Origin of the sequence: Halomonas sp. LC1 (assembly GCF_030247125.1) — a bacterium.
Classification (GTDB): domain Bacteria; phylum Pseudomonadota; class Gammaproteobacteria; order Pseudomonadales; family Halomonadaceae; genus Vreelandella.
In genome coordinates this window covers 477,378-497,981 of sequence record NZ_JASSPG010000001.1, presented here as the reverse complement: position 1 = coordinate 497,981, position 20,604 = coordinate 477,378, and the positions used below count along the sequence as shown (strand labels likewise).

The 20,604-nt window shown below is 58.2% G+C and carries 23 protein-coding genes; 12 read left to right on the top strand and 11 right to left on the bottom strand.

Annotated features, from left to right (window positions below; genetic code table 11):
* Positions 1-50 precede the first annotated feature (50 nt).
* The 3 genes from QIT27_RS02330 to QIT27_RS02320 all read right to left on the bottom strand — a co-directional run bounded on the left by QIT27_RS02330 (position 51) and on the right by QIT27_RS02320 (position 2,841).
* Entirely contained in the window at positions 51-1,355 is a 1,305-nt protein-coding gene (locus QIT27_RS02330) for a PQQ-dependent sugar dehydrogenase (protein ID WP_285262778.1), read from the bottom strand.
* Entirely contained in the window at positions 1,352-1,780 is a 429-nt protein-coding gene (locus tag QIT27_RS02325; protein ID WP_285262777.1) for a DUF2231 domain-containing protein, read from the bottom strand. The genes QIT27_RS02330 and QIT27_RS02325 overlap by 4 nt, the downstream gene beginning before the upstream one ends.
* A gap of 155 nt (positions 1,781-1,935) precedes the next feature.
* The gene (locus QIT27_RS02320) at positions 1,936-2,841 is read right to left on the bottom strand and encodes a LysR family transcriptional regulator (RefSeq protein WP_159341294.1); all 906 of its coding nucleotides are present in this window, start codon (positions 2,839-2,841) and stop codon (positions 1,936-1,938) included.
* 167 nt (positions 2,842-3,008) lie between these two features.
* Here QIT27_RS02320 and QIT27_RS02315 point away from each other — a divergent pair, with 167 nt between their 5' ends.
* On the top strand, positions 3,009-3,587 hold the full coding sequence (locus tag QIT27_RS02315) for an NAD(P)H-dependent oxidoreductase (RefSeq protein WP_285262776.1): 579 nt from the start codon (positions 3,009-3,011) through the stop codon (positions 3,585-3,587).
* Between the two features lie 93 nt (positions 3,588-3,680).
* On the opposite strand, the gene QIT27_RS02310 is transcribed toward QIT27_RS02315, so the two are convergent.
* The 3 genes from QIT27_RS02310 to QIT27_RS02300 are packed head-to-tail and all read right to left on the bottom strand — an operon-like array spanning position 3,681 to position 4,876.
* Positions 3,681-4,016 carry a sensor histidine kinase gene (locus QIT27_RS02310; protein WP_285262775.1) on the bottom strand — a complete coding sequence of 112 codons (336 nt, stop codon included), beginning with the start codon at positions 4,014-4,016 and terminating at the stop codon, positions 3,681-3,683.
* On the bottom strand, positions 4,009-4,569 hold the full coding sequence (locus tag QIT27_RS02305) for a response regulator transcription factor (protein ID WP_285262774.1): 561 nt from the start codon (positions 4,567-4,569) through the stop codon (positions 4,009-4,011). The genes QIT27_RS02310 and QIT27_RS02305 overlap by 8 nt, the downstream gene beginning before the upstream one ends.
* A 25-nt stretch (positions 4,570-4,594) precedes the next feature.
* A complete protein-coding gene (locus QIT27_RS02300) occupies positions 4,595-4,876 on the bottom strand; it encodes a hypothetical protein (RefSeq protein WP_285262773.1) in 282 nt (93 codons plus the stop codon).
* A gap of 214 nt (positions 4,877-5,090) precedes the next feature.
* Here QIT27_RS02300 and QIT27_RS02295 point away from each other — a divergent pair, with 214 nt between their 5' ends.
* From QIT27_RS02295 to QIT27_RS02265, 7 genes are all read left to right on the top strand, one after another.
* Positions 5,091-6,062, top strand: a complete 972-nt coding sequence (locus QIT27_RS02295; protein ID WP_285262772.1) for a DUF2157 domain-containing protein — start codon at positions 5,091-5,093, stop codon at positions 6,060-6,062.
* Positions 6,059-7,132, top strand: a complete 1,074-nt coding sequence (locus QIT27_RS02290; protein WP_285262771.1) for a DUF4401 domain-containing protein — start codon at positions 6,059-6,061, stop codon at positions 7,130-7,132. Before QIT27_RS02295 ends, QIT27_RS02290 begins: the two co-directional genes overlap by 4 nt.
* Complete coding sequence (locus QIT27_RS02285) at positions 7,122-7,643, top strand: GDYXXLXY domain-containing protein (protein ID WP_285262770.1); 522 nt, start codon at positions 7,122-7,124, stop codon at positions 7,641-7,643. The genes QIT27_RS02290 and QIT27_RS02285 overlap by 11 nt, the downstream gene beginning before the upstream one ends.
* A 98-nt stretch (positions 7,644-7,741) precedes the next feature.
* Positions 7,742-8,689, top strand: a complete 948-nt coding sequence (locus QIT27_RS02280; RefSeq protein WP_159341302.1) for a pirin family protein — start codon at positions 7,742-7,744, stop codon at positions 8,687-8,689.
* Between the two features lie 141 nt (positions 8,690-8,830).
* Positions 8,831-10,627, top strand: a complete 1,797-nt coding sequence (locus QIT27_RS02275) for a mechanosensitive ion channel family protein (protein ID WP_285262769.1) — start codon at positions 8,831-8,833, stop codon at positions 10,625-10,627.
* 75 nt (positions 10,628-10,702) lie between these two features.
* Positions 10,703-11,074, top strand: coding sequence for an MbcA/ParS/Xre antitoxin family protein (locus QIT27_RS02270; protein ID WP_159341304.1), 372 nt, complete (start codon positions 10,703-10,705; stop codon positions 11,072-11,074).
* Positions 11,071-11,820, top strand: coding sequence for an RES family NAD+ phosphorylase (locus QIT27_RS02265; protein WP_285262768.1), 750 nt, complete (start codon positions 11,071-11,073; stop codon positions 11,818-11,820). Before QIT27_RS02270 ends, QIT27_RS02265 begins: the two co-directional genes overlap by 4 nt.
* Before the next feature lie 35 nt (positions 11,821-11,855).
* Here QIT27_RS02265 and QIT27_RS02260 read toward each other — a convergent pair whose 3' ends face one another.
* A complete protein-coding gene (locus tag QIT27_RS02260; RefSeq protein WP_159341306.1) occupies positions 11,856-12,194 on the bottom strand; it encodes a DUF952 domain-containing protein in 339 nt (112 codons plus the stop codon).
* 47 nt (positions 12,195-12,241) lie between these two features.
* Positions 12,242-15,712, bottom strand: a complete 3,471-nt coding sequence (locus tag QIT27_RS02255) for an acyl-[ACP]--phospholipid O-acyltransferase (RefSeq protein WP_285262767.1) — start codon at positions 15,710-15,712, stop codon at positions 12,242-12,244.
* A 134-nt stretch (positions 15,713-15,846) separates the two neighbouring features.
* On the opposite strand from QIT27_RS02255, the gene QIT27_RS02250 reads away from it, so the two are divergent.
* Both QIT27_RS02250 and QIT27_RS02245 read left to right on the top strand, forming a co-directional pair.
* The gene (locus tag QIT27_RS02250) at positions 15,847-16,617 is read left to right on the top strand and encodes a helix-turn-helix domain-containing protein (RefSeq protein ID WP_159341308.1); all 771 of its coding nucleotides are present in this window, start codon (positions 15,847-15,849) and stop codon (positions 16,615-16,617) included.
* Entirely contained in the window at positions 16,617-17,471 is an 855-nt protein-coding gene (locus QIT27_RS02245) for a putative RNA methyltransferase (RefSeq protein WP_285262837.1), read from the top strand. The genes QIT27_RS02250 and QIT27_RS02245 overlap by 1 nt, the downstream gene beginning before the upstream one ends.
* Before the next feature lie 107 nt (positions 17,472-17,578).
* Here QIT27_RS02245 and QIT27_RS02240 read toward each other — a convergent pair whose 3' ends face one another.
* Both QIT27_RS02240 and QIT27_RS02235 read right to left on the bottom strand, forming a co-directional pair.
* Positions 17,579-17,785 (bottom strand): cold-shock protein, encoded by a 207-nt coding sequence (locus QIT27_RS02240; protein WP_009095703.1) that lies wholly within the window; start codon positions 17,783-17,785, stop codon positions 17,579-17,581.
* 218 nt (positions 17,786-18,003) lie between these two features.
* The gene (locus QIT27_RS02235; protein WP_285262766.1) at positions 18,004-18,219 is read right to left on the bottom strand and encodes a TIGR02450 family Trp-rich protein; all 216 of its coding nucleotides are present in this window, start codon (positions 18,217-18,219) and stop codon (positions 18,004-18,006) included.
* 188 nt (positions 18,220-18,407) lie between these two features.
* On the opposite strand from QIT27_RS02235, the gene QIT27_RS02230 reads away from it, so the two are divergent.
* Both QIT27_RS02230 and QIT27_RS02225 read left to right on the top strand, forming a co-directional pair.
* A complete protein-coding gene (locus tag QIT27_RS02230) occupies positions 18,408-19,673 on the top strand; it encodes a dicarboxylate/amino acid:cation symporter (protein WP_159341310.1) in 1,266 nt (421 codons plus the stop codon).
* A 27-nt stretch (positions 19,674-19,700) separates the two neighbouring features.
* Positions 19,701-20,177, top strand: coding sequence for a nucleoside deaminase (locus QIT27_RS02225; protein WP_285262765.1), 477 nt, complete (start codon positions 19,701-19,703; stop codon positions 20,175-20,177).
* A gap of 88 nt (positions 20,178-20,265) precedes the next feature.
* Here the strand turns inward: QIT27_RS02225 and QIT27_RS02220 are convergent, their stop codons facing one another.
* On the bottom strand, positions 20,266-20,439 hold the full coding sequence (locus tag QIT27_RS02220) for a YqaE/Pmp3 family membrane protein (protein WP_044629799.1): 174 nt from the start codon (positions 20,437-20,439) through the stop codon (positions 20,266-20,268).
* Positions 20,440-20,604: the final 165 nt, after the last annotated feature.

Here is a 20,604-nt window from a genome sequence, read left to right as displayed (position 1 = left end):
GCAGGAGAAAGCGGAGAGGGTAAGCGGATGGCAGGCCACCCGCTGTGGTTTTACGCGTCGTTGGGCGTGACGCGCCAAATGGCGTTGGTGAGATCGTCGGCAATGATCAGCGCGCCGTCGGGGTCGATGGAGACACCTACCGGGCGGCCCCGGGCGCGACCATCATCGGTGAGAAAGCCCGAAACAAAATCGATGGGGTCGCCGCTGGGCTGTCCGTCGCTGAACGGTACGAAGACCACTTTGTAGCCCACCGGGTCGGCGCGGTTCCAACTGCCGTGTTCGCCGATAAACACACCTTCAGCGAATTCATCGCCCATTTCGGGGATAGAAAAGGCGAGACCTAGCGGTGCCACATGCGAACCCAGGCTGTAATCGGGGGCAATCGCCGACTCTACTTTTTCAGGGTTCTGTGGGCGAACGCGGGGGTCGATATTCTGGCCCCAATAGCTATACGGCCAGCCGTAAAAGCCGCCTTCCTGAACCGTCGTGAGGTAGTCGGGTACGAGGTCGGGGCCTAACTCGTCACGCTCGTTGACGACCGTCCAAAGCTGGTCGGTGCCGGGTTGAATCGTCATCGCCGTGGGATTGCGAAGACCCGTGGCATAGGGGCGGTGCATGCCGGTATCAGGGTCGATCTGCCAGATTTCCGCGCGATTGACCTCCGCTTCCATCCCTCGCTCGGTGATGTTGCTGTTGGAGCCAATGCCCACATACAGAAACTCCCCATCGGCACTGGCGGTCATCGCTTTGGTCCAGTGGTGGTTGATCTCGGCGGGGAGTTGGGTAAGCACCTCGGGTGGCCCGCTGGCTTGGGTTTGTCCCTCTTCGTACTCAAAACGCACCAGGGCATCTTGATTGGCGACATACAGGGCGTCATCGATCAGCGCGAGCCCGTAGGGAGCGTTGAGGTTTTCCGCAAAGGTGGTTTGCTCTTCATAGCGGCCGTCGCCATCGGCATCGCGCAACAGTGTCAGCCGGTTACCGCTCTGCACCGAGGTGGTCCCCTGGGATTTGATCAGCCCGGCAATGACATCCTTTGGCTTGAGAGAGGGGGCATTACCACCGCTGCCTTCCGCCACCAAGATATCGCCATTGGGCAGTACCAGGGTTTGGCGGGGGATTTGTAGATCGGTGGCAATCGCGGTGATCGTGTAGCCCTCGGGCACGCTGGGCAGGGCATCGCCCCATTCGGCGGGCTCGGGCACGCTCATGTTGGGCAGCAGGCCGCGAGAAGGCTCGGGCAGCGTCGGGTTAGGCCCGTAGCGGGTGACCTCTTGGGCGCTGGCGCTACCCGCTGCCAGCAGCAAAAAGAGGGGCGCGGCGTAATAATGCGGGCGACGTAGAGCGCGCTTCATGGCTTACCTCCGTGGCCAAAACGGGAAAACCCCACCCAAACGGCGGTGCCTGCAAAAATGGTGACCACCAGGGAGAGCGCAAAACCAATCGGCATCATGCCCCAGGCGTCCCGCGCGTGGATAAGGGCGTTCACAAAGCCGAGTATCCACGTGAGCAGCAGGAGCGCTGGATAGATCAGTAGCATGAGTCTGCGAGGCTTGGCGCGAAAGAAGCTGATCAGTGAGCTGATCAGCGCTAGCCCGGCAAATACTAGCCCGCCAGCGTTGAGCCAGGAGGCAAAAGTCGCCCACTGAATTTGATAGCTATTGGCGTAAGCGTAGTCGCTGAGCGTGGCGCCTAAAAAAAGCGGTAGGCACCCCACTAAAAACACCGAGTGAAAGAGGGGCAGCCCACGTTGGTAGGTATGCGTATGGGTGGCTGTCACGGCATGCTCCTTATGCTGATCTAGCGAATGGCCATGCTTGGCGAATGCGATGAAATGCGAGGCGTTCGGCCAAGCAACGACCTCCTGTGTTGCGTAACCAGTGTAGGTCAGTAGCCGAGTTTTACCCAAAGCGAAGCAAGCGGCGCTTAGCGTTCTCACGGGCCGTGGGCATACTGCGCGGGCAGCCGTTCGGCTAAAAAATCCATAAACAGCCGGGTACGCTGGGAAAGCGTGGCTTGGCGGTAGTAAACCGCGTTAATCGGCTGCGTGACGAGTTCGGTGTGGTCGGGCAGCACGTCGACCAGGGTGCCGTGCTGCCGGGGCGCGCGGGTCATGAAGTCCGCCAAACACACGATCCCTTCCCCCTTCAGAGCAAGTTCTAGCAGCGTGCTGCCGCTGGAGGCGGCCAGGGTGGGCGTGATATGTAAGCGCTTACCATCCGCGCAGGTCAGCGGCCAGTGGTTCAAGTGGTCGAGCTGGCTAAAACCGAGCAGGCTATGGCGGCAAAGCTCTTCTACCTGTTGAGGCGTGCCGTGACGGGCCAGATAGGCGGGGCTGGCCAGTACCCGCAGCGCGCTGTGGCCAAGGGGACGGGCGTGAAGCGAGGAGTCCTCCAGTGTGCCAATGCGAATGGCCAAGTCGACTCGCTGCTCCAGCAAATCCACGAAGCGGTCGTGGGTATCCAGCTCTAGGGTAATGCCAGGGTAGCGGGCGCGAAATTCACCGATCACGGGCACGACCACATGCTGCATGAAGCTGGGCGCAGCGTTGACTCGCAGCCTGCCTTGAGGCTGGTCATGACGATCAAGAAGGGCCTCTTCGGCCTCTTCCACGGCGGCGAGGATGCGTCGGCAGTGGGCGAGAAAGGTGTCCCCTTCTTCGGTCAGTTCCAAACGTCGGGTCGTGCGGCGCAGCAGCGTCGTGCCGAGCTTCTGCTCCAGGCGGTTCAGCGCGCGGCTGACGCCTGACACGGTGATACCCAACCGTTCGGCGGCAGCGGTAATCGAGCCGCCATCCACTACCGTGACAAACGCCTGCTGCTCTTCCAGGGTGCTTTTCATCGTTCGTAAGCGCCTCGATGATGAATCTATTATTGATTTTAGCGCAAAAGTCTCTTGCCGGACGTTTGGTTTTTCTCTGCGCCTTTGCGCTGCACAATACTCGCCAATCAATGCCCTGCTTACCTTGTGTTAGCGGGGTGGTCACGATACCTAGTGAGGTCGAAACAATGAAGATACTGTTGATCAATGGCGGTAAAGCGTTTGCCCACTCTGGTGGAGAACTCAACAATACCCTGCATGCCGTGGCGGTGGATACGCTGAAAGAGCTGGGCCACGAGGTGCGCGAAACGGTCATCGAGCAGGGCTACGAGGTGGCTGCGGAAGTCGAAAATTACCTGTGGGCAGACAGCATCGTGTATCAAATGCCCGGCTGGTGGATGGGCACGCCCTGGACCGTCAAGCGCTACATCGATGAAGTCTTCACCGAAGGTCACGGGTCGCTCTACGCCAGCGATGGCCGCTCTCGCCAGGACCCGTCCAAACAGTACGGTAGCGGCGGCCTGCTGCAAGGCCGCCACTACATGCTGTCGCTGACCTGGAACGCGCCGATTGAAGCGTTCGACGAGCCAGGTAACTTCTTCGAAGGCCGTGGCGTGGATGGCGTGTATTTCCCGTTCCACAAGTCTCAGGAGTTCATTGGTCTCAAGGCCCAGCCGACCTTCATTGCCAACGACGTGATCAAGGCGCCAGACGTAGAGCGTGACAAAGCCGCGTATCGCGCCCACCTGCGCCGTGTGTTTGGTTAAGCCGCTGCGCTGCTAAAGCATTCCACACGCATCAAAACAGACGCCCACCGACAACGGTGGGCGTTTTTTTGTGCCACGTGTAGCGCTCTCTGCTCAGGCTTTGCGCGGTGAATGAGCCGGTAAGCGCAGGCAGAAGGAGGCGCCCCCTGCGGCTAGGTTCGTCACCTGAATATCCCCGCCCTGGAGGGTCATGATTCGCCGGGCAATCGCCAGCCCCAGCCCGGCGTGCCCGGTACTGCCAGACACATCGCCGCGATAGAAAGGCTCGAAAATATGCGGTAGGTCCTTGGGAGGGATGCCGGGGCCGTTGTCTTGTACATGCACCTCGGGCTGGCCGTCGGTGTGGCCTACGATGACCTTGATGTTGCCTCCCGCTGGGCTGTAGGCAATGGCGTTGCTGATCAGGTTATCCAGTACCCGTTCAGTCATGGCGAGGTCGGCATACGTGGTGGGTAACGCGGGGTCGCCGCTGAGGGTGAGCGTGAGCGCGCGCTCTTGGGCTGCTTGGCTGTGCTTTTGCACCACATCGTTGACCAATTCGGCCAGAGGGAAGGGCTCGGGCATCGGCGGTTAGCTCGCGCTCTTTGGTTTTTTCAAGCGAGGCGGACGCCATAGCATCCACTCGCCGAAACAGCGCTTTTACCCGGGCGGAAAGCTCCGCCACGCTGAACGGCTTCGTGAGGTAGTCATCCGCTCCCATTTCCAACCCCAGCACTCTGTCCAGCTCGGTGCTTTTGGCGGTCAGCATCAAGACGGGCACATAGCCGGGGGAGGAGCGGATGTCGCGACAGACCGATAGCCCATCCAAGCCGGGCAGCATTAGATCGAGAATCACCAGGTCGATACCGCCTTCGCGAAAACGCATGAGCCCTGTATCTCCCCGGTCATAAAGAACAGGCGTCATACCCAGCTCGGCCACGTGCATACGAACCAGCTCGCCGATACCTGGGTTGTCCTCGATGATCAGAACGTTTCGCGTCATAGCTTCCTGGCTCTCGAAAGGGGCGTTACTCTTTCATGCTGTCGGTGGTGTCCATGTGATCGTTCTCCATGCTCATGTCGTCATCCATGGCCATACTGTTTTCAGACATGCCTTCATCCATCATGACGTGCTCTTCCATATCGCTGTTCATGGAGTCACCCATTGAGTCGTCCATGGAGTGGCCCATGTCATCGGATTGCATATTGTCTTGCATCATGCCGCCATCGTTTTTCATCTCTTCTGCATGGCTGACCGTTGCCATCAGGCTGAATAGGCATAATGCTGCCAGAGTGGTGAGCTTGTTCATGTGCGTAACTCTCCGAGAGAAGGCCTGCCGGGTTGGTAGGCTCACTGTTAGTCTCGGCGCTACGCGTCACGGGAACATCACGGGGTGTTAAAGAGTTTATCTCGCAAGGTTAACGAATGTATAACGCAGCGCTGCGAATACCGATAGATACCGCGACTGTTCATAAAACGGTTCATAAAATCGACTTATAAAAAACTGTGCATAAGGAACCTCCGTGACCACGAACCGCCGTGAACTCGTCTCGCTGGTTGAGCAAGGAATGATCTCACCTGAGCAGGTGCCACAGGCCATTGGCATTGTAGGCCTGCATCCTACGCCCCGCGCCTGGGCGGCACTGCTCGATAGGCTAATGCTGTGGCTCGGTGCCTTAGCACTGGCCTTTGCGGTGCTGTTTTTCGTGGCGTACCACTGGGTGGCGATAGGGCACTGGCTGCGCTTTGGCTTGGTGCAGGCGGTGTTATTGGTAGCGGTGGGCGTGGCGGTTTGGCGACCTGCGAATGTTTGGGTTAGCCGGGTAGCGCTCACGGCTGCCTTTGTGCTGCTGGGCGTTCTGCTGGCGCTTGTTGGGCAGGTGTATCAAACCGGTGCAGACTCGTGGCAGCTCTTTTTCGCTTGGGCCCTCTTGGGGCTGCCGTGGGTATGGGCGGCGCGTTTTAGCCCGCTCTGGCTGGTATGGCTGGGCGTGGGGAATCTGGCGATTTGGCTGCATGCCAGCGTATGGGGCTGGGGCGTGAATGGCCGCTTTCTCGCCGGGGAGTCGGGCTTATGGGGGCTTTGGGTAGCCAACGTGGCGGCGCAAGCGGTGTGGGAGTGGGGCGCACAACGGCGAGCGTGGCCAGGGCGCTGGGCAATACGCGTGCTGGCGCTGGGCAGTGGCCTACCGATCACACTGCTGATGATGAGCTGGGTGGCTGGGTTCACCTTTGGCGTCACGCCAAGCGCGTTGCTTTACCCCGTTTGGTTGGCTGCGCTGTATGGCGTTTACCGGTGGTGGCGGTTGGATCTGTTGATGCTGGCCGGTGGCTGCGTATCGGTTATCGCCGTGCTGACGCTTTGTATGGCTCGGATGGTGATGTGGGAGGAAGGCGATCCAGGCGGACTGCTGATCGTTGCCGTGACGGTATTTGCCCTGGGAGCGGCAGCCGTAGCGTGGCTAAAACGCCTACAGCGTGAGGCTATCCAATGAGCCAACAATATTCACCGTTGAAGCAAGCACTCGCGCAAGCGGGAGTGGTTCTGAATGAGCGGGCCACTGCCACGCATTCTATGCCCTGGTTCGTGCGCGGCGTTCAAGCGCTTTCCGGCTGGCTGGCCGCGCTGTTTTTGTTGGGGTTTATCGCCACCGGCGTGGTGTGGGTACTAGAAAGCCCGCTTGCTGCCTTACTGGTCGGCGGATTGATGGTACTAGGCGCGTATGCGCTGCTGCGACGCTCATCCGATAGCGATGTCATGGAACATATGGCGCTGGCGTGTAGCTTGGTGGGGCAGCTGTTGATCGCGTGGCCGCTAGCGGATGCGCTTAGCTTTTCTGTGGGCTTGGGCTGGGCACTGGTGATCATGCAAATGGCCTTTGCATGGGGGATGCCAAGTCGCCTTCACCGCTTTGTGGCCGTCGTGTTGGCGTGCCTTGCTTTGGAGTTTTCGCTTGCCGCCAGTGGGTTGACGCAGGTGGCGAGTGGCTTTGTGGTATTAGCGCTGGTGGGGCTGTGGTTGAACGAGTTTCGCTGGCCGGAGCGCCTGAGTGACATGCATGCCTGGGGCATGGGCCTGTTAGTGGGCGTGCTTATGCTGCAAGGCGTTGCCCATGCAGGGCAGGCGCTGTGGCTAGGCAACTTTACGGAGCTGGACGCCCTTTCCCCGATGCTCAGCCGAAGCATCAGCACGGCATTGGCAGGCGTAGCGCTGTTATGGGTAGCACATACGGCGCTGAGCCGCCACTCGCCTTCAAGCAGTGTGATGTGGGCGGTGTATAGCGCTGCCTTGCTGGTGGCGGTGCTCTCTTATTTTGCGCCTGGGCTGAGTAGCGGCATCGCGGTGCTACTACTGGGCGTTGCGATTAGCCATCGGGTGTTAATGGCCAGCGGTATACTCCTGCTGCTGGCGGCGGTCAGCGCCTACTACTACTGGTTAGATATCTCGCTACTTCACAAGGCAGCGTTGCTGTGTGTGCTGGGCTTCGCGCTGTTAGCGCTGCGTTGGGGGTTGCAGCGCTGGCGCTTAGCGACAACAAAAAGAGGTGAACACCATGGCCGCTAGCGTTAGGCGTTTTCGATGGGTGGTCCTGCTGACCACGCTGGCGATGTTGGTCGTGGTCAACAGCGCCATTTGGCAGAAGGAGCGTCATATCGCGCAAGGGGAGGTGGTTTACCTGGAACTGGCCCCGGTCGATCCCCGTTCCCTAATGCAGGGCGACTATATGGCGCTCAACTTTGCCCTGGCGAACCGCCTGCAAAGCGAGCTGTATCAGCGCGGTGAGACCCCTTCAGCCTCAATGAATGGTGACGTGGTCGTCCGTGTCGATAGCGCTCGAGTGGCTTACTTCCAGCGAATAGACGATGGCACACCGCTAGAAGCGGATGAGCGGCGCTTACAGTTTCGCCTGCGCCATGGGCGGGTGCGTTTTGCCACCAACGCCTTCTTCTTTCAGGAGGGCCATGCCGAGCGCTATGAGACGGCCCATTACGGCGAGTTTCGCGTCAATAAAGAGGGCGAGTTGTTGCTCACCGCGCTGTATGACGACACCTTCCAGCGTTTGGGAGAAGATTGACCGCGCTTCGGGCAGTCCGGGGCCGTTTCAGCTATACCCTTACTACGTGCACCACCGTATTTGACTCGTATTACGTGAACGTCGATGGGAGACTGGTGATGAGTTGGATGCCTGATATCGAGCCGAACTGCCCCTCCGCTGGCCGTTTGGAAGACATCGAAACGCTGATTGTGCCTCGCGCTCGCGACATTGGCGGTTTTGCAGTGCGCCGAGCGTTGCCTGCTCCGAAACGGCAAATGGTGGGGCCGTTCATCTTTTTCGACCAGATGGGCCCGGCCGAATTCCTCCGTGAAGAGGGCATCGACGTGCGGCCGCACCCACACATTGGGTTAGCAACGGTCACCTACCTTTACCAAGGGGAGTTCCAGCACCGCGATAGCTTGGGAACGAACCAGATGATTTATCCTGGCGCGGTGAATTGGATGGTCGCGGGTAATGGCGTCACCCACTCTGAGCGGACCAGCCCCACCACCCGCGAACGCGACCACTCGCTGTTTGGCATTCAAACCTGGGTGGCACTGCCCGAGGCGTATGAGGACAAGCCCGCCAGCTTTGCCCACCACGGTGAAGAGACGCTGCCGCTGCTCAGTGGTGAAGGGAAAAACGTACGCCTGATTCTGGGCACGGCCTGGGGCGAGCGCTCTCCCGTAGAGACCTTCTCCGATATGTTCTACGCCGACGCGGTGCTTGCCCCAGGCGCGAAATTGCCACTGCCGGATCATCACGAAGACCGCGGGCTTTATGTGACCTCCGGCGCAATTCTCGTGGCCGGTGAGACGTTCGAGGCTGGGCGTATGATGGTGTTTCGGCCGGGCGATGCGATGACCGTGGTGGCAGGGGAGCAGGGGGCACGTTTGATGCTGCTGGGAGGGGAAACCCTCAATGGCCCGCGCTATATCTCGTGGAATTTCGTCGCCTCCTCGCGTGAAAAACTGGACGCCGCCAAGCAAGCGTGGATCGAGGGCGACTTCGAACACGGGCGTTTTAAGCTTCCTCCGGACGATGACCGCGAGTTCATTCCCTTTCCTGGTCAGCCATCGCGTTAGCCTTCGTGCTTGCCGGATGGGGGAACGTGGTCTGTACTTTGTCCAACCATCGACATGGATCGCCCACTGATGACAGTGGGCACGCGGCGCAAGCCGTTGGTGGATGGACGTATTGGCTCACTTTCACTAAATAAGGCAAGTATGAAAAATCAAAGCTCATGGCCCGTCTGGTGTGTGCTGGCCGTCACGCTACTTTTTTCCAGCGTGGGGATGGCGCAAACGCAAGGCGATGAGAGCGACGACTCGCGTTGGTTCACCATGGATGCGATCAACACCGGGTTGGATGACGTACCCGACGATGCAAAGCGCATGTCGCCTCGGGAGACCATCCGCAGCTTCTTGAATTTCACCGAAGAGGAAAATTACGCCGATGCGGCGCATTTGTTGAACCTGGCGGATATCGACCCCAGCGAGCAGGCCACGCGGGGGACCGAGTTGGCCAAACAGCTTGCCGAGATCTTGCGCCGTGGCGAGTGGCTGAATGCCTCCAACCTGCCGGGCCGCCAGGATGCCGCCATCGAGGACCCTTCTGGCCAGAATCCACTAGCGGGCCAACCCCGACGCAATATCGAGTTAGCCGCGCTGCAGGTGGAAGGCCAAGCCTACGATGTGCGGCTGGGGCGCTATCGCGTGGGGGAAGAGGACCCCATCTGGCTGATCATGCCAGAGAGCGTGTCATCGATTCCGACACTGTACGAAGAGTACGGCCCTTCCATGCTCGAGAGCTACATTCCTGAACGTTTCAAAGCGTCGTTTGGCGTGCTGAAAATTTGGGAGTGGCTGGCTATCCCCGTTTTTCTGATCACCATTGGCGTCGTCGGCATCGCGACCTATTACTTGATGGGGCTGATCGCCCGTATTCTGCCCTCCGGTATATCGACGATATTCGCCGACCAGATCGGCGTGCCGGTGGCGCTCATCGCGATGTCGCTGGTCACTCAAATGCTGCTCGATTACGTGGTGTCGTTTTCAGCGGTGGCCACCACGACGTTCAGGGTGTTGCTAATTGCGATCATGGCCTGGGGCGCAGGCACCATTGCGCTGAGGCTGGTCGATACCATCATGCTGCGCATGACCCGCCGCTTGGTGGGGGAGATCGACGACACCAAACCCAAAGACAAGCGCCGGCTGCTAACCTCGCTCTACGCCCTGCGTCGAGTGATTATCTTGATCACCGTCGTCTCGGTGTCGGTCTATGTGCTTGGGCAAATCCAGCTGTTTGAATCTCTAGGGCTTTCCATTCTGGCCTCGGCCAGTGTGTTGGCCGTGCTGGTCGGTATCGCGGGTCAGGCGGTGCTGGGCAATATTCTGTCGTCGTTCCAACTCTCACTGGCCAAGCCCATCCGCATTGGCGATTTAGTGATCTTCGAAGGGCAGTGGTGCTATGTGGAGGGGATTTTCTACACCTTCATCCGCCTACGCTCCTGGGATGAGCGGCGGTTGATCGTGCCGGTCACGTACTTCACCTCCAAGCCGTTCGAAAACCTCTCGGTGAAAAGCACCAAGATGTATCGCTTCCTGGAGCTAACCCTGCACCTGAGTGCCGATATCTCCCAGGTACGCGAGAAGTTTTTAGAGTTTGCCAAAGAAGAGGATAGCGTGATAGAGCACCATAAGCTGCTCTGTTACGTCACCGGCCAAACCGCACACGCACAAACGGTCACCTGCTACTTAATGACGTCCGACCCCATGGCAGGCTGGACCGCTGAGATGAACGTGCGTGAAAAGTTAATGGCCTATATCCGCGACGAACACCCGGAATGGTGGCCACGCGATGTGGTGGTGATTAGCCATCATGATATTGCGCGTGGGGAGAGTCAGAGCAAACGCTCCGCATCGAGCGCTAACGAGGGTGTTAGCAGTGGTTCTGAAAAGAGTCCTGGGAATAGCACTGAGAATAACCAAAGTGAGGGTGGCGAAGCGCCTGCAGCCGACTAAAAAACGCTGGCGATAAATGTGATTTAGCAACTTTTTCGCTACAATTGATGTGAATTCATCATCGAGAGGTGCTGCATGCCTGCGCTTGCTCAATCTAGGTCGACGCCTGATCAGGTACTCGCGAAAGCGGTGCTACGTGCTGCTGAGCAATTGGGGTTATCGCAATCAGCGTTAGCTGACGTGCTAGGGGTACACCGCACCACCATTACGCAGCTAAAGAAAAATTTGAAGCTTGACCCAAACTCTAAACAAGGCGAGCTGGCGCTACTGCTGATTCGTTTAGCGCGAGCGCTGTTCGCCTTGACGGGAGGAGATCAAGTATGGATTCAGCACTTTATGCGCACGCCCAACCGTGCCACGGGGGGCGTGCCTGCTGAACAAGTCACACGGCTAGAGGGGCTGTTCGCAGTCCTTAGATTCGTTGATGGGATGCGGGGCAAGGTGTGAGCATTTGGGAACGCTGTGATGGCACAAGCCATATCGTGCCTATTTCCGGCACGCTGTATCGGTTGGTTGAGAGCCAGGAGCAAGTCGCGACCCTAAGCTACGTCGATACGTTAGAAGAGCAGGAAATATTGGAAGCACTGCTCGAAACGGCCAAGCCTCCCTATCCCAAGCAGGAGCGCGACCTTCACTACCTGTTAAAAACGCCTTTTCGATATCCGCCCCTCAAATGGGGGTCACGGTTTGGCCGTGTCCATGAGCCTAGCATCTTCTACGGTGGGCAAACGATACCGACGACTCTCGCTGAGTCTGCCTACTATCGTTGGGTGTTTTGGTACTCAATGGAAGGCACGCCAGCGGCGGACTCCCTACGTTCAGAGCACACGCTATTTTCGGTGGGCTACGCCGTTACGAAGGGAGTAACACTGAACTCAGAAGTTTTTGCCAATCATCAAGCAGTGTTAAGGCATCCCGTGGAGTATGCCCCTTGCCAACAAGTAGGCAGCGCCATGCGAGCCGCAGGAGTAGAAGCGTTCGAATATGCGTCAGCTAGAGACCCTGCTGGCGGCAGCTGTGTAGGTTTGTTCACACCCAGCGCGCTCACCCAACAGCAGCCTGCCGATATGCAGTCGTGGTTTTGTGTTACGACTGCCGATCAAGTCTCTTTCAAGCGCAAAGATGCCGCTGGGGTAACGACCTTTGAACTGAGTGAGTTTCTCTATCGAGGCGGTTTGCCGTTTCCGGCGTAAAGGGTATTGCCCGTCTTGTTTATCCAGGTAAAGCATTAGCTTGGCCAGTGCCATGATCCTGCCTGATAGGCCAAAGGCCTTGCTGACAGGATGGCGGATTGCGGTAAGTTGTCGATGTGTGCCCTTGGCCGTTGCCAGGGCTGCTCCTCATTGGGAGGCAGCCACTCCAAACGGTGGCTGACCGCTGGTTCGTCTATTTCCAATACCAACGGCGCCTCTTCATGAGAGAAATACTTGTTGGCTGTATATAAAACCGCCTCTTCTAAATTCAGGTGTACACAATCGTTTTTGTGGTCATTCCCGCAGCGGGGGACAAAGCCCTGCTGCTGCGTTTGATCCCAGGTAGTGCGACTTACTACTCTGAATAGAGGCATAAACACTCCTAATACGTTAAGTATTCTTTCTTAAATTAGCCTGCTTCTTAGGTTGTGCTATTAAACTGCGCTTCGGCAAGCCGTTTCGCGCCAGCAAAGTCTGCTTTTCCTGACCCTAGACGAGGTATCACTTTCACGGTGAGCCAGTCGCTGGGAATCATTAACGCGGGCGTGCCGTGGCTGCGCAGGGCGGTTTTGAGCGTTTTGGCGTCCAGCGCTGCTTCGCTCAGTAGGACGATGCGCTCGCCTTTGTTTGCATCGGGCAGGCTGACGGCCATCAGCGGTATGTCGGGGTCGTCGATGACCGCTCTGACCGCGGCTTCAACGGCGCTGAGGCTGACCATTTCGCCGCCGATTTTGCCAAAACGGGCGTAGCGGTCGATCAGTGTTAAAAAGCCATCTTCATCGATAAACCCTTTATCGCCGGTAACGTACCAGCGCTGGCCGTCGAAGCTTTTGAGGGCCTGTTCGGTGCGCTGGGGGTCGTTGAGATAGCCCTGCATCACCTGTGGTCCGCTAATCACAATCATGCCTGGCTCGTTGGTGTGTAGCTCCTCGAAGCTCTCAGGATCGACGACCTTAATGCTGGTGCCGGGGAGCGGCATACCCACGGTGCCGGGCTTATTGCCTTTTTGAACCTGCTGGTAGTGAACGCCGACGGCGTCAGGCAGGTTGACCGCCGCCACGGGAGCGGTTTCTGTCGCGCCGTAGCCTTCATAAATCGCCTTATCGAATTTGTGCGCAAACCCTTCACGTACGCTTTCATCCAGTTTCTCGGCACCGGCCACCACAACACGCAGGCTTGCCAACATGGCGGGCTGTACCTTTGGGCTGCGGTTGAACAGGCGCAGCATGCTGGAGGTACCGAACATAATGGTGGCTTTATGCTTGGCCACCGCGTTGGCAACACCTGGGGCATCGGTGGGGTCGGCGTGACTGACCAGCGGCAGCCCTTCGATCAATGGCAGTAGCTGGGTGACGGTAAAACCGAACGCGTGAAAGAGCGGCAGCGAGGCCATGACCACATCGTCGTGCTGGGTATTGAGCACATCGGAGGTCTGTTTGATATTGGCCATCAGGTTGCGGTGGCTCAGCATCACACCCTTGGGCTGCCCTTCGCTGCCGCTGGAGAACAGAATGGCCGCCGTGGCGTCCGCATCCCGGCTATAGCAGAACAGCGCCTGTAACAACCAAGCGGGTAGCAGGCGCACGGCAAGAAACGTACTGACGCGCTCAAACCGGGAGATCCCCGCCTGTAGATCTTCCAAATAGATCACCTGCTTGCCCTCCAGCAGCGAGTCCACCGCCAGTCCCCGTTGGCTCAGCTTTTCCACAAAGCGGCGCGCGGTGACGACGGTGCGAATATCGGCTTGCTGCAGCGCAGAGGCAAGAGCAGCTTGGCTGGCGGTGTAGTTCAAGTTCACCAGCGTTTTACCCGCGAGCAGCGTGGCCATATTGGCCAGTACCCCAGCAGTGCTGGTAGGCAGCAGTAGGCCAAGCGTCGATTCGTTGAGGCTGCGGTGGCGAAAGCGCTTGGCGAGCAGCAGGCTAGCGGTGAGCGCTTGGCCAGCGTTGAGTGGGCGACTCAAAGTGTCGGCCAGCGCCGGGGCGCTTGGGCTGCGTTTGACACTGTTGATCCAGGCCTCAGGCAGCGAAGGCAGCTCCTCCATGGCGTGTTGCCACGAGTGGGTCGCCTGCTCGAAGATACGCCGTTTGAGTACGTCGGCGGGGGTGGCTTTGGGCAGCGGTTTACCAAAGGCGACTACCACCGAGCGGTGCAGCGGCGCATTGCGTAGCTCTTTGAGTTTGCTAGACGAGCGGGAGAATTGGCTGCCCCACAGGCCACGCAGGTAAAACGGCACGATGCGCACGTCTGGGTGGGCGTGTTTGCAGGCGCGCTCGTAGCCTCGGCGCAGCTCGCCCAGCTGGCCGTTGCGGCTAATCGCTCCTTCGGGAAACAGGCAAACCACTTCCCCTGCGTTGAGCTGCTCGGCCACGGCGGCCAGCGCGTTTTCGGCCCCAGCGCCGCGCTCAATGGGAATGCAGCCCAGCGCTTTAAAGAACCAGCGTAGGTACCAGCGCTGGTAGATGTTTTTCAGCATCACGAATCTTACCGGGCGCGGGCTGGCAATTTGCACCATCGCCCAGTCTACCCAGCTAATGTGGTTGCCCAGCAGCAGCACGCCGCCTTGGGCGGGCAGGTTTTCCAGCCCGTGAACGTCTACGCGGTAACGGCGGGTAAGCAGGAAGCTGAGAATGAAGCGCACTAGGCTCTGGGGCAGTTTGAAAATGGTGTAGCCACCGCCCACCATCGCCACGCTAGCGACCAATAGCAGCAGGTAATGGCTATCGACCCCCGCCAGCGCGAACATCGCGGTGAGCACCAAAAAGCCCAGCATCGACAGGTTTTGGATCCAGTTATTGGCGGCCAGCACAGTGCCTAGCTCGTGATCCGCCGCATGAAACTGAATTAATGCGTTGAGCGGCACGATAAATAGCCCGCCCATCATGCCGATGAACACAAAGTTGAGCGCTTGGCTGGTGGGCGTGGTGAGGAGAGGAAGGCACCAAAGCCCGACGGCGACACCGACAGCACCCAGCGGAATTAACCCGGTTTCAATACGGTTGCGGGAGAGCTTGCTGGCTAACAGCGAGCCGAAAGCGATGCCGATACCGCTGGCGGCGAGAATGGCTTGCAGCACCAGCGTGTTCTCGATGCTGAGCGCCTCTTTGGCATAGGCGGGAAAAGCGGCCAGCAGCACTTGCCCCACCGACCAGAACGTCGCTAACCCAATGATGGAGAGCCGCAGCACCGGCTGGCGGGCAAGAATGCGTAGATTCTCTTTTAACGCAGTGCCGCTGCGGTAGCGTGCCCAGGTGAGCGGGGTAGCCGCAGGCTGTGCTTCATCCAGTGGGAGCCGATAGAGGGCGACGACCTGAAGGCCGCTGTTAAGCACCAGTAGCCAGCCCAGCGGAGCGATATGGCGCAGTAGGTCGCTTGGCGTACTGGCGCTGGGGGTGACCCAGTGTTCAAACAGGGCGGTAAACGCCACCGTGCCGGCCAGGATCGCACCAATGGTAACCGCCTGCACTAGCCCGTTGGCTTCGGCTAGCCGGGGTTTACCAAACAGCCCTTTCACTAGGCCGTACTTGGCGGGTGAGTAGAATGCAGACTGAATAGCCAGCAGCAGCGTCATCGCAAAAGCGAGCCAGAACCAGCCTTGATAATAAGCGGCCGTGATCCCCAGCGATACCGCCACCGCAGCCCAGGCGGAGAGCCTTAGCACACGTACTTTGGGCGTGCTGTCGGCAATATGGCCTGCCGGGCTGAAGAGGAGAATAAACGGCAGCAGAATTAGCCCATTCACCAGAGCGGTAAGCACGACCTGGGTCGCGCCATCGTAGCTTTTGAAAATCGTATTCTGAATGACGATTTTGTGCCCGAGATCTACGAAGGCATTGAGAAAGATGGCCATCAAGTAGGGCCAAGCGCCCGCGATGCGCAGCAAAGGTTGCATGGTATGTCGCCTTAGTCGCCGAAAGTTAACGCACTGTCGGCAAACGGGGTGAGTGTTGCAACGCTCACCGTTCAAGTTGAGTTATATAGGCTTTCCGGTATCGTTATACGCTACTTTTAAGCGTCGGAGGCCCTGTGAGCCAAACAAGTGCGCTGGTCGATACGCTGAAGCGCCAACTGCGCGCCCAAGGCTACACGTATGCCGATGTGGCCCGCTGGCTTGGGCTTAGCGAAGCCTCGGTGAAGCGGCTATTCGCCAATAAGCACGTTACCTTAGAGCGCCTAGAGGTGATTTGCGACCAGCTTAACCTGGAATTCGCCGAATTGATCAGCGCCATGCAGGCCGACGAGCAGCGGGTGCAGGAGCTGACCCGAGCGCAAGAGCAGCGTATCGTCGATGACCGCGAGTTGTTTTTGGTCGCGGTGTGCGTGATTAACGGCTACCGATTCGAAGAGATTCACCACCAGTATCGGCTGAGCGAGGCGCAGTGTATTCGCCATCTGATCACGCTTGAGCAGTTAAAGCTGATCGAACTTTTGCCGGGTAATCGTATTCGCCAGCGCGTGGCGGCTAATTTCCGCTGGCGTCCTGGCGGGCCGATTCAGCAGTTTTTCCAGCAGCATATTGCCACCGAGTTTTTCCAGTCGCGCTTTGATAGCGACACCGAAAAGCTCATGGTGTTGAATGGCCTGCTTTCCCAGGCAGGCAGCGCCGAATGGCAGCAAATCATGCAGCGCCTGGCGAACGAGTTTCACTCCCTATGCGAACGGGAAAGCAGCCTGCCCCTTCATCAGCGCTTCGGCACCACCTCGGTGCTGGCGGTTCGCCAGTGGCAATCCACGCTGTTTAAAGACGTGTCCCGCGCTTCCATGCCCAACAAACGCCCCAACGAGACTTCTTTGTGATCCATCGTACCCCTTTTCAGGCCCTGGCCTGTCCGTTAGACGGCGAACCGCTCCAGTTGGAAGGCGGCACTTGGCGGTGTGCCTCAAACCACAGTTTCGATGTGGCGAAACAGGGCTATATCAACCTGCTACCTGTACAGCAGAAACGCTCCACCGACCCTGGTGACAGCAAAGCCATGGTGGCCGCACGCCAGCGCTTTTTGGCGGCGGGTGACTATGCGCCCATTGCAAAGGCGCTTAGCCAGGCGGTGATGCGCCACTGTGAGCAGCCAGACACGTACAGCTGCCTGGATGCAGGCTGTGGCGAGGGTTACTACCTGCGCCAACTGTCCCAATACATGCCCGAGTCGCAGGCGCTGTCACTGATGGGGTTGGATATCTCGAAGTGGGCAGTGCAGTCGGCGGCGAAGCAAGACGATAAGCACGCACCGATCAGCCGTTGGGTAGTGGGCAGTAACGCCCAATTGCCGGTGCAGTCGGCAACGCTGAATAGCGTGCTGTGTATGTTTGGCTTTCCGGTGTATAGCGAGTTTGCACGCGTGCTTAAGCCGGGCGGGCAACTGCTTCAAGTAGAAGCGGGGCCGGAGCACCTGCGCGAGCTACGGGAAATTATTTATCCCACCCTGAAGCCTGCGCGTGAGAGAGCGCCTGATGTGCCGGATGGTTTTAAGCACCTCGCCTCAGAGCAAATCCGCTACTCCATCGCGCTGGAAGGGGCGGAGTCTATCGGCGATTTACTGACCATGACGCCGCATTTGTATCGTGCCAGTGCGGAGGGGCGCGAGCGAGCAGCTAACTTGGAGCAGCTCACGCTGACTATTGATGCTCAACTGATCGTATGGGAGAGGATTTAATACCCAAACGCAGAAAGGCCCGCCGAGGCGGGCCTTTCTGTTCGAACCATTCACCTAATGGGTGAAGGTTCTAGCAAACTTTTCAGTGCTATCTAAAAAGATAGGACTTAGGAGATTTGCTTGATGTTAGAAGCCTGAAGGCCTTTTTTACCCTGGGTAACGTCGAAAGAGACGTTAGCGCCTTCCTGAAGGGTTTTGAAGCCGTCAGACTGAATTTCAGAGAAGTGTGCAAACAGGTCGTCGCCGCCGTCAGAAGGAGCGATGAAACCGAAGCCTTTAGTGTCGTTAAACCATTTAACTGTGCCAGTTGCCATTGTGTAGATCCTTTCGCGCTAATGCGCCGTAATAAAATTCCTGGTATTACCCAGATGAAGTAGCGGGTGAAACAAGGAATACAATATCAGGCTGCCGAAAAAGATCGTACGCTTCTGAAACCATGCTGCTTGCTAACCAACTGACGCTACAGTGTCATGCTTCTGGGGCTAGGTCAAAGCCTTTCGCGTTTATTTTCTGACTGCCCGCAGGCCACGGATTACTTCCAGCCCATTTTCCAAAGGCTGTCATCTTTGAGCGCTTGCCATGGCAGCGTGCTCTCTCGGTGGGAGTGAACCGCTTCGAGCACGACATCCACGACGTTCTCCTCTTCATCGCGGACCAGTTGCGTCACGATGAAGTGCTTCTCCTTATGGCGTGGCGTTACGGCTGTCCATTTGCTGTGGTGTAGCTTGTTAGGGTTGATGTTATTCATCGAGACTCCAGTTAGGTAAGCAGAGCGGCAACGTTGGCGAAGGGGGCCTATGATAGTCGTCATAAAGGGCGTGTTAAGCTATTTCATTGGCGTGAGAGGGCTCACGCGACGCTCCCTCTGTTTCGGTAACCAATAGTGATGTTTCATGCCATGGTTGGTTCCACGGATTTACATCGACAGGACATTCAATGACATATCTCTGGAAGCGCTATCTTCAAGCATCGCTCATCCTCCGCGTCACCGTTGCGCTGGTACTGGGCGTGCTGGTGGGCATCGTGGGCGGTGACGAGGTGGCCGTGTGGCTAGCTCCCTTGGGGGATTTGCTGCTTCGGCTACTGACGTTTCTGATCGTCCCGATCGTGCTGTTCACTCTCATGGTGGGGGTGAACCAATCACGGGAAGGCAGTGCCGGCCGCGTGGGCGGCAAGGTGTTCCTTTACTACTTAGGCTCTTCGGCGCTGGCCATTACGGTGGGGCTGTCCGTTGCCACGCTGTTCAGCCCGGGCAGCGGCATGACGCTCAGCGACAGCGCGAGTTTTTCAGTGCCAGACAACCCAGGCGTGGTCGATGCGCTGCTCAATATCGTGCCGGGCAATATCGTGGCCGCCTTTGCCGAACTCAATATGCTGGGCATCATCTTTACCGCGCTGGTGTTCGGGATTGCGCTGTTGAAAATGCGCCAATCCGAGCAGCAGCACGCGCTTGGCGAGCAGCTTTATCAAGTTATTGAAGGATTAAACGAGGTCACCCTGAAAGTGATGTCGGGGGTGCTGCATTTCGTGCCCATTGGCGTCTTTGCCATCGTTGCTGAAACGGTAAGCCAGCAGGGGATGGAAACGCTTCTTTCGCTGGGTGACATGGTGATGGTGCTGTACATCGCGCTCGGCGCACAGCTGTTGATCTACTGCGCGGTGATGCTGCTGTTTGGCGTGAAATTACGCAGCTTTTTTGGTGAGGCGCGCACGCCGATGGCCACCGCCTTCGCCACGCAAAGCAGCTCCGGTACGCTGCCCATCACGATCAATGCTGCGCAGCGGTTGGGCATCCCGAAAAGCATTTATGGCTTTAGCCTGCCCCTGGGAGCAACGCTCAATATGGACGGTGCCGCGATCCGTATTGCCATTTCAGCGGTGTTTGCCGCCAACGTGATTGGCGCGCCTCTGGACTTGATGAGCATGGTGCAGATCGTGCTGATCGGCACGCTGGTCACGGTAGGCACGGCCGGGGTGCCGGGGGCGGGCATCATCATGATCGCCACCGTGTTTGCCCAAGTAGGCCTGCCCATCGAAACCGTGGCGCTACTCACCGCCATTGATGCCCTGGTAGGCATGGGGGCAACGGCGCTGAATGTCACGGGAGACTTGGTCGGCACGACCGTGATTGCCCGAAGTGAAGGGCATACGCTGGCTGAAGCGCCTGATGAAGAAGGCGGCCACGCGGTGGAGAACGCTTGATTTGCGTTGGAGCGATAGGAGGAAGCCATGATTCACGATCATGAGTACCGCTACCTGGAACGCGCCGTGGCGCTGGCCGAAGAGGCGCTCAATGCCGGTGATGAACCCTTTGGCAGCGTATTAGTCAGCGCCCAGGGCGAGATACTGGCGGAAGACCGCAACCGTATTGCCGGAGGCGACGCCACGCAGCACCCTGAGTTTGCGTTAGCCCGCTGGGCAGCCAATCACCTATCACCGGAAGAGCGTGCAGCCGCCACGGTGTATACCTCGGGTGAGCACTGCCCCATGTGTGCGGCAGCCCACGGCTGGGTAGGGCTGGGGCGGATCGTTTACGTCAGCTCGACCAAGCAGCTAGGGCAGTGGCTGGCCGAGTGGGACGTTGCAACGCCGCCGGTGGCTACGCTACCGATCCACGACGTGGTGCCAGGGCTTGCGGTAGATGGCCCGGTGCCAGGGTTGGACGAGCAAGTACACGCTTTGCATCGACGCCTGCACGGCAAGTAGCTACGCCGTTTCAACCAGAGTTAAACGAAAACGCCGCCTTGCGCAATGCAAGGCGGCGTTTGTTAAACTGATCACGCAATGAGAGAGGCTAGTGCTTCAATATGACGTAAAAGGCGTGAATGATGCCTGGAATGAAGCCAAAGAGCGTCAGCAGGATATTGAGCCAAAAGTGTCCTTTGAAACCGACCTCAAAAAACACCCCTAGCGGGGGAAAGATAACCGCAAAAATCATCTTGATCGGGTCAGTCGCGGTAAACGCCATGTAGCCTCCTTTGCTTACACCGTTAGTATAATGTTGCCCAGCCGCCAGTGTAGAACGATTCCCTACACTTGGCTAATGAGCCGGTTCATCTTACGACCATCATTTTACGGGGTCGTTCCCCGTCGGGCGTCATGACGTTGAACGCTCACGGATAATTCACTGGAC

Bases quoted from the DNA above. Each gene is read 5' to 3' on its own strand.
- QIT27_RS02220 (WP_044629799.1), bottom strand. From the start codon at position 20,439: ATGGCGTTTACCGCGACTGACCCGATCAAGATGATTTTTGCGGTTATC.
- QIT27_RS02305 (WP_285262774.1), bottom strand. From the start codon at position 4,569: ATGACGCGAAACGTTCTGATCATCGAGGACAACCCAGGTATCGGCGAG.
- QIT27_RS02260 (WP_159341306.1), bottom strand. From the start codon at position 12,194: ATGCCTCTATTCAGAGTAGTAAGTCGCACTACCTGGGATCAAACGCAG.
- QIT27_RS02230 (WP_159341310.1), top strand. From the start codon at position 18,408: ATGACATATCTCTGGAAGCGCTATCTTCAAGCATCGCTCATCCTCCGC.
- QIT27_RS02270 (WP_159341304.1), top strand. From the start codon at position 10,703: ATGCCTGCGCTTGCTCAATCTAGGTCGACGCCTGATCAGGTACTCGCG.
- QIT27_RS02275 (WP_285262769.1), top strand. From the start codon at position 8,831: ATGAAAAATCAAAGCTCATGGCCCGTCTGGTGTGTGCTGGCCGTCACG.
- QIT27_RS02235 (WP_285262766.1), bottom strand. From the start codon at position 18,219: ATGAATAACATCAACCCTAACAAGCTACACCACAGCAAATGGACAGCC.
- QIT27_RS02310 (WP_285262775.1), bottom strand. From the start codon at position 4,016: ATGACTGAACGGGTACTGGATAACCTGATCAGCAACGCCATTGCCTAC.
- QIT27_RS02300 (WP_285262773.1), bottom strand. From the start codon at position 4,876: ATGAACAAGCTCACCACTCTGGCAGCATTATGCCTATTCAGCCTGATG.
- QIT27_RS02285 (WP_285262770.1), top strand. From the start codon at position 7,122: ATGGCCGCTAGCGTTAGGCGTTTTCGATGGGTGGTCCTGCTGACCACG.
- QIT27_RS02330 (WP_285262778.1), bottom strand. From the start codon at position 1,355: ATGAAGCGCGCTCTACGTCGCCCGCATTATTACGCCGCGCCCCTCTTT.
- QIT27_RS02225 (WP_285262765.1), top strand. From the start codon at position 19,701: ATGATTCACGATCATGAGTACCGCTACCTGGAACGCGCCGTGGCGCTG.
- QIT27_RS02255 (WP_285262767.1), bottom strand. From the start codon at position 15,712: ATGCAACCTTTGCTGCGCATCGCGGGCGCTTGGCCCTACTTGATGGCC.
- QIT27_RS02240 (WP_009095703.1), bottom strand. From the start codon at position 17,785: ATGGCAACTGGCACAGTTAAATGGTTTAACGACACTAAAGGCTTCGGT.
- QIT27_RS02280 (WP_159341302.1), top strand. From the start codon at position 7,742: ATGAGTTGGATGCCTGATATCGAGCCGAACTGCCCCTCCGCTGGCCGT.
- QIT27_RS02320 (WP_159341294.1), bottom strand. From the start codon at position 2,841: ATGAAAAGCACCCTGGAAGAGCAGCAGGCGTTTGTCACGGTAGTGGAT.
- QIT27_RS02315 (WP_285262776.1), top strand. From the start codon at position 3,009: ATGAAGATACTGTTGATCAATGGCGGTAAAGCGTTTGCCCACTCTGGT.
- QIT27_RS02290 (WP_285262771.1), top strand. From the start codon at position 6,059: ATGAGCCAACAATATTCACCGTTGAAGCAAGCACTCGCGCAAGCGGGA.